General features: G+C 66.8%; 12 protein-coding genes. All 12 read left to right on the top strand.

The window, feature by feature from the left end:
• A partial coding sequence (locus tag ACHWRX_RS06310; RefSeq protein ID WP_394658540.1) for a hypothetical protein occupies window positions 1-397 on the top strand: 397 nt, incomplete at its 5' end.
• Window positions 398-491: 94 nt separating this feature from the next.
• Window positions 492-1,202: a hypothetical protein gene (locus ACHWRX_RS06305; protein WP_394658539.1), complete on the top strand. Its 711-nt coding sequence runs from the start codon at window positions 492-494 to the stop codon at window positions 1,200-1,202.
• 93 nt (window positions 1,203-1,295) lie between these two features.
• Window positions 1,296-2,753, top strand: a complete 1,458-nt coding sequence (locus ACHWRX_RS06300; protein WP_288416987.1) for a helicase HerA domain-containing protein — start codon at window positions 1,296-1,298, stop codon at window positions 2,751-2,753.
• A 13-nt stretch (window positions 2,754-2,766) separates the two neighbouring features.
• Window positions 2,767-2,946 carry a DUF4169 family protein gene (locus ACHWRX_RS06295; RefSeq protein ID WP_394658538.1) on the top strand — a complete coding sequence of 60 codons (180 nt, stop codon included), beginning with the start codon at window positions 2,767-2,769 and terminating at the stop codon, window positions 2,944-2,946.
• Window positions 2,946-3,146 carry a hypothetical protein gene (locus ACHWRX_RS06290; protein WP_058735246.1) on the top strand — a complete coding sequence of 67 codons (201 nt, stop codon included), beginning with the start codon at window positions 2,946-2,948 and terminating at the stop codon, window positions 3,144-3,146. The genes ACHWRX_RS06295 and ACHWRX_RS06290 overlap by 1 nt, the downstream gene beginning before the upstream one ends.
• A 76-nt stretch (window positions 3,147-3,222) precedes the next feature.
• The gene (locus tag ACHWRX_RS06285; protein WP_394658537.1) at window positions 3,223-4,386 is read left to right on the top strand and encodes an aminotransferase class I/II-fold pyridoxal phosphate-dependent enzyme; all 1,164 of its coding nucleotides are present in this window, start codon (window positions 3,223-3,225) and stop codon (window positions 4,384-4,386) included.
• Window positions 4,377-5,018: an alpha/beta fold hydrolase gene (locus tag ACHWRX_RS06280; RefSeq protein ID WP_394658536.1), complete on the top strand. Its 642-nt coding sequence runs from the start codon at window positions 4,377-4,379 to the stop codon at window positions 5,016-5,018. The genes ACHWRX_RS06285 and ACHWRX_RS06280 overlap by 10 nt, the downstream gene beginning before the upstream one ends.
• Entirely contained in the window at window positions 5,015-5,779 is a 765-nt protein-coding gene (locus ACHWRX_RS06275; RefSeq protein ID WP_394658535.1) for a methyltransferase domain-containing protein, read from the top strand. The genes ACHWRX_RS06280 and ACHWRX_RS06275 overlap by 4 nt, the downstream gene beginning before the upstream one ends.
• Window positions 5,776-6,414 (top strand): dethiobiotin synthase, encoded by a 639-nt coding sequence (gene bioD / locus ACHWRX_RS06270; protein WP_394658534.1) that lies wholly within the window; start codon window positions 5,776-5,778, stop codon window positions 6,412-6,414. Before ACHWRX_RS06275 ends, bioD begins: the two co-directional genes overlap by 4 nt.
• Window positions 6,411-7,664: an adenosylmethionine--8-amino-7-oxononanoate transaminase gene (locus ACHWRX_RS06265; protein ID WP_394658533.1), complete on the top strand. Its 1,254-nt coding sequence runs from the start codon at window positions 6,411-6,413 to the stop codon at window positions 7,662-7,664. Before bioD ends, ACHWRX_RS06265 begins: the two co-directional genes overlap by 4 nt.
• 121 nt (window positions 7,665-7,785) lie before the next feature.
• Window positions 7,786-7,965: a hypothetical protein gene (locus tag ACHWRX_RS06260; RefSeq protein ID WP_394658532.1), complete on the top strand. Its 180-nt coding sequence runs from the start codon at window positions 7,786-7,788 to the stop codon at window positions 7,963-7,965.
• A 136-nt stretch (window positions 7,966-8,101) separates the two neighbouring features.
• Window positions 8,102-8,459: CDP-alcohol phosphatidyltransferase family protein (locus ACHWRX_RS06255; RefSeq protein ID WP_394658541.1), on the top strand; the 358-nt coding region annotated here is incomplete at its 3' end.

Below are 8,459 nucleotides of genomic sequence, written 5' to 3'. Positions count from 1 at the left end.
GAAAGAGGTCAAGGCCGACGAAATGCCCGCGATTGCTTTCGAAGCGCCCCCGCAGGATCTCACCCCGGTCAACTGGATGACGGCACAGCAAGAGTATCCGCAACCGATCCCTGCCACCTACAGTCCCAACAGCGCCACCCTGTATGACAGCAGCGCCGATCTCGACCTGGATGACGATGGTGCCATCGCTCCCGCGGAACCGCTACCGACCGCGCTGATCGCTGCGCGCGATACCGATCGCAAGATCGTCATCTATGATTCTGACGATGCCGCCGCCGCTTCGGCCAACGCGGCCAGCGAGGCAGCGGCAGACGTGCGCACGATCGAGAGTGCCGTGGCCGAACCAGCCGCACCGGCATCGTCGGACACTCCCGCGCCCGCCGTCGTTTCCGGCTGAGCATCCTCGCGAAAGTGTCGCAGATGGCCGGCGTTCATCGCGTCGACAGCTTGCCAACCATAGCCGTGACCTTTTTGCGAGCGACGGAACGACAATGGGTACGGCAAGAGTAATGGTGTCTCTAGCGGCGATGGGCGTGGCTGTGGGTGCGTACCTGGCAGTCGCGACGATCCCGGCGATCGCGCCCTACCTTCAAGAGCGCCGCCCCGCTCCCATCATCGTCGCGGGGCCGGAAAACAGCGTGGGCCAGCTTGCCACGCGACCTGAATCGGCGCCCGATGATGGCTTTGGCATTCGCCCCGGCCCGGTCGACGGCAGCCTCGCGATAGATCTTCCCGAATGGACTGGCCGCCCCCTGGCGCTGATGGACATGGGCCGCCGCGCCATGGACGAGTGGCGTTCCTGGACCGGCCGTGGCGAAGAGCCACAGGCGTACGACCAGTCTGACGATCGGCGCCCCGAATTTCGCGAGGAACCGCGGTTGGAGCAAGGCTACGGCTATCGCGAGCGCTGGCGGCAACGCCAGGAACCCTATGGCTACGTCCAGCGTGACGATCCGCGTGATTACTATGGCTCGGATGAAGAACGGGATTACGGCTACGGCCGCTGGTCTTCTCCCCCCGAGGAACCAGCTTACCCCACGTCGGAAGCTTTCACCCGGCGGCTTGCCCCGCGCGCTCAAGAGCCGAGCGCAAATCCACCGGGCAGCGCCGCGGACCCGGGCCAGGATGCCGCAGCTCTGGCCGCCCAGCGCGCTCGGGAGGCGGCGCGCGACGTTCGCGCGGCGGAGAATGCGCTGCCCTGATCGTAGGCGTTGTGGGCACGCTCACCGCAAAGCTCTGGAAAACCCGCCGCTCTCGGTTCCGAATCGCCCCGGCGCGCGCTTATGGCGGCTCCGGTGAGCGCAACCATCGTCATCGGCCAGGATACCCATGGCGCCCCGGTCGAGATCGACGTGGGCGAGCTTCTGGCCACGCGCTTGCTGGTCCAGGGCAATTCCGGCTCGGGCAAGTCGCACCTCTTGCGCCGTCTGCTGGAAGAAAGTGCGCCCTTGGTGCAGCAAGTCGTGATCGATCCCGAAGGCGATTTCGTGACGCTGGGCGAGACGTTCGGCCACGTGGTGATCGATGGCTCTGCTTATGCGGAGGCCGAGATTGGCCGCCTCGCCGCGCGCATCCGCAAGCATCGTGCCTCGGTCGTCCTGGCGCTCGACGAGCTGGAGATCGACCAGCAGATGAAATGCGCCGGGCAATTTCTCTCCGCCCTCTTCGATGCCCCGCGAGAGGAGTGGTTCCCCGCGCTGGTGGTGGTGGATGAAGCCCAGATGTTCGCCCCCGCCGCTGCGGGTGAAGTGAGCGAGGAGGCGCGCCGCATCAGCCTGGCGGCGATGACCAACCTGATGTGCCGCGGCCGCAAGCGCGGCCTTGCTGGCGTGATCGCCACGCAGCGGCTTGCCAAGCTGGCCAAGAACGTCGCGGCGGAAGCCAGCAACTTCCTGATGGGCCGCACGTTCCTTGATATCGACATGATCCGCGCCGCCGACCTTTTGGGTATGGAGCGCCGCCAGGCCGAAGCCATCCGCGATTTGTCGCGCGGGCAGTTCCTGGGGCTGGGCCCGGCGATCAGCCGCCGACCGGTCGCGGTCAGCATCGGCGAAGTGCGCACCGGCAGCCGCGCCGTGGTGCAAAGCTACGCCCCGCCGCCCACCGCCTCGCCCGAGGAACTGCACGCGCTGCTGCATGACAATCTGGCCGAGCCGGTGCGCGAGGTCTACCGCCCCGCCCCGGTCCGCGCCGACCCGGACGAGTTGGTGGAGCGGATTGCCGCATCTGAGGCCGCACCCGCGCCCCGCCGCCCCGACTTGCCCGAGTTCGACGCGGCCGAGACCGAGGCCGCCATTGCCGAGATCCTCTCGCAAATGGCGCAAGAGGCGGAGTGCACCTTCCAGCCGGCGGCCACGCTGTTCCAGGACTTTACCCTGCGCTGCCGGATGCGCGGCGTGCCGACCCGATCGTTCGACGCGGTGCGGTTTCGCCGGGGCTTCGCGATGGCTGTGGCGGGCATCGCCGATCCGTCCGACCCGCGCTGGACCGGCCTGCTGGATCTGGCTGCCGGCGTGCCTGACGATCTGCTTGCGCCGTTCCTGCTGATCGGCCGCGCCGCCACCGAAGGGCGGCCCTGCCCCGATGATGCAGAGCTTGCCCGCATCTACGGCACCAGTTCTCCCCGCCGCATCCAGCGGCTACTGGACTATCTGGAGAAAGACGGCCTGATCGTGGTCCGCACCGATTTTTCGGGCAAGCGTTCGGTCGGCCTGCCGCATCTGGGGCTCGCCACCGCCGCCGTCGAGGCGTAAGACTGGCGCGGTCATGGCTGAAATCATCAACCTGAGGCAGGCCCGCAAGGCCCGCGCGCGTGATGCCCAGGCGGCACAAGCCAGCGCCAATCGCGCGCGGCACGGCGCGAGCAAGGCGGAGCGCAAGCTGGCGCAGGACGAAGCCGATCGCACCGCCCGCACGCTTGACCATGCCCGGCGCGAGAATAGCTGATGCGCACCACGTTCGAGGAGGCCAGCGTCCGCCTCTATCACCTGGACGATGCGGGCGAAGGTGGCGCGGCCACCACGCTGTTCTACGGCCCCCTGTCCGAAGCCCTGGCCATCGCGGCGGCGCAGGACGAGGCCACGCAGGACGGCCTGTGGATCGCCACCGACAACGACGTGATCGCCTACCTGGACCTGGATAGCTGAGCGCAATCGCCTCGCGCCGGTATTGTCTTGGCACAGGCGTTGTCTCGGCAATCGTCTTGCCGTACCGGCAGCGGCCATGGCGAACCTGGACGCGCATCTCCAAGCCGCATTGGCCAAGATCGAGCAAGCCGGTCGCCGCCGCGTGCTGCGTCCCGCCGCGATTGCAACCCAGGGCCGGCTGGTGCGAGACACGGCCAGCCTGATAGACTTCTCCAGCAACGATTATCTGGGCCTTGCCACGCATCCCCTGCTGACCGAGCGAGCACGGGAATGGACGCAGCGCCATGGCACGGGCAGCGGCGCGTCCCGCCTGGTCACCGGCACCAGCGCCGAAGTCATAGCGCTGGAACACCGGATCGCCGCGTTCAAGGGCACCGAGGCGGCGCTAATATTCGGCTCAGGCTGGCAAGCGAACGCTGCGGCGATCCCGGCCCTGCTGGCGGCGCTGCCCGGAACGGCGGTGTTCAGTGACCGGCTGATCCACGCCAGCATGCACGCGGGGCTCGCGATCTCGGGCACGCGTCAGCATCGCTTCCGGCACAATGACCTGGACCACTTGGCGCACCTGCTAGCCAGCAAGGGCCGAGAAGCGCCGGCGCGCGTGATCCTGACCGAAAGCGTGTTCAGCATGGACGGTGATGTCGCCGACATACCCGCCCTCGCCGCTCTGGCGCGGGAGCATGACGCCATCCTCTACGTAGACGAAGCCCACGCCACCGGAGTGCTGGGCCCGCGCGGGGCGGGACTTTCGGCGACGGCTCCCGGCGGGGTCGACGTGATCATGGGCACGTTCAGCAAGGCGATCGGCAGCTTCGGCGCCTACCTTGCCGGATCACGCGCCCTGATCGATTGGTTCAGCAACGCGGCCAGCGGCTTTGTCTTCTCCACCGCCTTGCCGCCGGGCGTGCTGGGCGCGGTGGACGCAGCGTTGGACTTGCTGCCCGATCTGGATAGCGAACGCGCGCACCTCACTTCGTTGGCCGACCGCTTGCGGCGGGGCCTGGGCGAACTGGGCCTTGATCACGGCGCATCGGCCAGCCAGATCGTCCCGGCCATCATCGGCCCCGAGGATCAGGCGATGGCGCTGGCGGGCAAGCTGGAGGCGCGCGGCTTCCTGGCCGCCGCCATCCGCCCGCCGACGGTGCCGCCCGGCACCAGCCGCCTGCGCATCGCGCTGCGCGCCGCGCACTCCGCAGCGGACATAGACGCGCTTTTGGAAGGCATCTCTGCATGTCGTTGACACTGCTGTTCCATCACGGCTGGGGCTTCGATGCCAGCTTCTGGACGCCTCTGACGCAAATCCTGTCGGACATGCCGCAAGCCGTGGATGATGCCGGCTATTTTGGGGCAACCATCGCCCCCGCAGTCACCGGGCCGTGCCTTGCCATCACGCACAGCTTTGGCACGATGCGCCTGCTTGCCGCACCGCCGCCAGGTCTTGTGGGGATTGTCGCGATATCCGGTTTCGACCGGTTCACCCGCGCAGAGGATTGCCCGGGCGTGGCCGATCGTGTCGTCAACCGGATGATCGGCGCGATGGCACAAGCGCCGGAGACGGTTCTGGCCGATTTCCACATCACGCTGGGCAGCATGGCGCCTACCGCCGGCGCCAACGTGGACCGGCTCCTGGCCGACCTGCAGATCATGCGGGATGGTGATTTCCGGTTCGTGGCCGGGGCGCTGGACGTACCGGTCCTCTCGCTTCAGGGTGATCGCGACCCGCTGCTGCCGATGCCGATGCGAGAGACCGTGTTCGCCGCCACCACCGGCGTCATGCGGAGAAACCATCCCGGCGCGGGCCATTTGCTGCCGCGCGAGGAGCCGGCGTGGTGCGCCGACGCGATCCGCAGCTTCATCGCCACGCTGCCATGACCGCGCCACCGAAAGCGCTGGTCAGCCGCGCTTTCGGTGGCGCGATCGACTACGATCGCCATGCCACCGTGCAACGCCGCATCGCGCGGGATCTGGCAAAGCGCATCGCCGCGCTCGATCTGCCCGCTGCGCCCCGTATCCTGGAGATTGGCTGCGGCACCGGCTTTCTGTGTCTGGAACTGCAGAACCTGGGCGTCACCGGCACCTGGCACCTTACCGATATCGCCCCGCAAATGCTCGCCCGCGCGCGCCAACGGCTGGGCGACGGGATGACCTACGCGGTGCTGGACGGCGAAAACGGCACGCCTGACGGTCTGCCCTATGATCTGATTTGTGCCAGCTTGGCAACACAGTGGTTTACGGATGAACCCGCGGCCCTGGCGCGCTGGCCGGCCTGGCTCGCCCCCGGTGGCCATATCATGGTGGCGACCCTGGGCGCTGGTACATTTGCCGAATGGCGCGCTGCGCACGTGATGCTGGGCGTGGAAGCCGGGACGCCGCGCTTCACCCCGCCCAGCGCTTTTGCCGCGCTCAACTTGGCCGAGCCGGCTATCGTCGAACATCATCGCAATCATCATGACAGTGCTCCTGCCTTCCTGCGCGCATTGCGGGGCATCGGCGCGACCACAGCCGATCCCGATCATCACCCGCTCTCCGCCGGGGCCTTGCGCCGGGTGATGCGGCAATTCGAGAAAGCGGGCGCGGTGGCGAGCTATGAGGTGGTGACGTGCCACCTCACCCGCGCTAGCACGCCGATATGAGCCATTCCCGCATCATCGTCACCGGCACGGACACCTGTATCGGCAAGACCGTATTCGCTTCCGCGCTGACCGGCGCGCTCAACGCGTTTTACTGGAAGCCGGTGCAGGCGGGACTGGAGCCGGACGGTACCGGCGATGCCGATGCCGTAGCGCGCTTGTCCGGTATCGACCGCGCGCGCGTGCTGCCCGAAGCCTATCGCCTCAACACGCCCTGCTCGCCCCACCGCGCGGCGGAGATCGACGGCATCACCATCGACCTCGCCGCGCTAACGGTGCCCGATGTGGACGGTCCGCTGGTGATCGAGGGTGCCGGCGGTGCTCTGGTGCCGATCACCCGCAGCCACACCTACGCCGACCAGTTCGCCGTCTGGGGTCACCCGGCGGTGCTGGTCGCCCGCACGGAACTGGGTACGATCAACCACTCCTTGCTGAGCATCGAGGCGCTGCGGGCGCGCGGGGTCAGCCTGATCGGCATCGCCTTTGTCGGTGACGCCAACGAAGATACCGAACGCACCATCGCCGAGATGGGCAGGATCAAGCGCCTGGGCCGCCTGCCCCGCTTGGCCACCCTCGACCAGGCTGCCTTGTCCGCCGCCTTCGCCGCGAACTTTCGGGTGGAGGATTTCGGCGCATGACCTCGCCCGTCTGGCATCCCTTCACCCAGCACGGCCTGCGCGAGCCGATCCCGCTGGTGGAGCGGGCCGAGGGCGCAGTGCTGCACACTCGCGATGGCCGGGTGGTAATCGATGCGATCTCGTCCTGGTGGGTGACCACGCACGGCCATTGTCACCCGCGTATCATGGCCGCCATCGCCGAACAGACGCAGCGGCTGGACCAGTTGATCTTCGCGGGCTGGACTCACGAACCGGCCGAAGCCGTGGCCCTGGGCCTGACGCAGATCATGCCCGAAAGCCTGACGCGGGTGTTCTTTTCGGATTCTGGCTCCACCAGCGTAGAAGTCGCACTGAAGATGGCGCTAGGCTATTGGGCGGCGCGCGGGGAGGCCCGCCACCGCATCGTGGTGATGGAGCATTCGTATCACGGGGACACGATCGGCGCGATGTCGGTCGGCGCGCGCGGCGTGTTCAACCAGACTTACGCCCCGCTGTTGTTCGACGTTTCTACCATCCCCTACCCCGCGGCCGGGGCGGAACAGGCAACGCTCGACGCGCTGGAGGCGCTGTGCCGTGAAGGCGATATCGCCGCGCTGATCCTGGAGCCGCTGGTGCTGGGATCGGGGGGCATGCTGTTCTACCCCGCGCACGTCCTGGCCCAGATGCGCGCCATCTGCACGGCCCACGATGTATTGTTCATCGCGGATGAAGTAATGACCGCCTGGGGCCGCACCGGCACCCTGCTCGCCTGCGAGCAAGCCGGCGTCGTGCCCGATATCCTGTGCCTTTCCAAAGGCTTGACCGGCGGCTCGCTACCGCTGGCGGTGACCATGGCCAACGAGGCGATCTTCCAGGCGCATTGGTCAGACGATCGCGCGAAGATGTTCTTCCACTCGTCCAGCTACACCGCCAATCCGATCGCCTGCGCCGCAGCCAATGCCAACCTGGCGATCTGGCGCGAAGAGCCGGTGGCCGACCGGATCGCCACACTTGCGGCGATGCAGGCAGAGCGGCTGGCGGCCCTCGGCACCTATTGCCATTTCGACAACGCCCGGCAGTTGGGCACGATCGCCGCGCTGGATATGCGCACGCAGGAGGGCGGCGGCTACATGAACAGCCTGGCCCCCCGCCTCATGGCGTTTTTCCGTGAGCGCGACGTGCTGCTGCGGCCGCTGGGCAATACGATCTATGTGATGCCGCCCTATTGCATCACGCCCGATCAATTGACAAAAATCTACGATGCCATCGGTGAGGCGGTGATCTCGTTCTAGAGGGCGTTCCGGTTAGAGGTGGCGTTTTTCAGACATTCGTGTATAGCCATTTCATCGCTGCCCTTACACTGCACTTCGGCGACTGAGAGACTACGCGCTCCCGCAAATATGGAGCATCGTCATGGATCTCAATCAGCTGCTATTCCAGCATCAGGTCGCGGTAATGCGCACCCCGGATCGCGCGGCCTTCGGTGCGTCGATTTTCGATCTGGTCGGCCATTACGAACGCCGGATCGCACGGCTGCGTCGTTCGATGGGCGTGGCTCAGTATCCGATGTGGGCTACCGGACAGGGTGACTGACCCGTGCCCGGCTCACTTGGGCGCGGACCACGAAACAAAACTGTAATAACCCGAAGACTTGCGGCATAGCGGCGGCATGCTCGACCCCGCAACACATGCACTGCCCTCCGCAATCGAGCAGGCCCCTGCCAGACCGATGCCCAGTCCTCCACGCCCCGCCGACGAGATGAAAACCGTGCGCATCCAGGAAAACATCCTGGCGCGGCGCGAACGGCAATTGCTGAATTGGCTTTGTGCGCGGATGCCGGCTTGGGTCACTCCGGATCGGCTGACCGCGCTGGGCGTGTTCGGCGCGATGCTGACGTTTGGCGGCTATGCGGCCAGCAATTTATCCGAACAATGGCTGTGGCTGGCGATCGCGGGTTATGTGATCCAGTGGTTCGGCGATTCCATGGATGGCAGTCTTGCCCGTTGGCGCAAGATCGAGCGGCCCTCCTACGGTTATTTCATCGATCACAGCTGCGACGGTCTGACCACCGCGTTGATCGTCTGGG

Source organism: uncultured Novosphingobium sp., assembly GCF_964277725.1.
Lineage (GTDB): Bacteria > Pseudomonadota > Alphaproteobacteria > Sphingomonadales > Sphingomonadaceae > Novosphingobium > Novosphingobium fluoreni.
The sequence above is the reverse complement of the archived record's forward strand: the minus strand, read 5'-3'. Positions and strand labels throughout refer to the sequence as shown.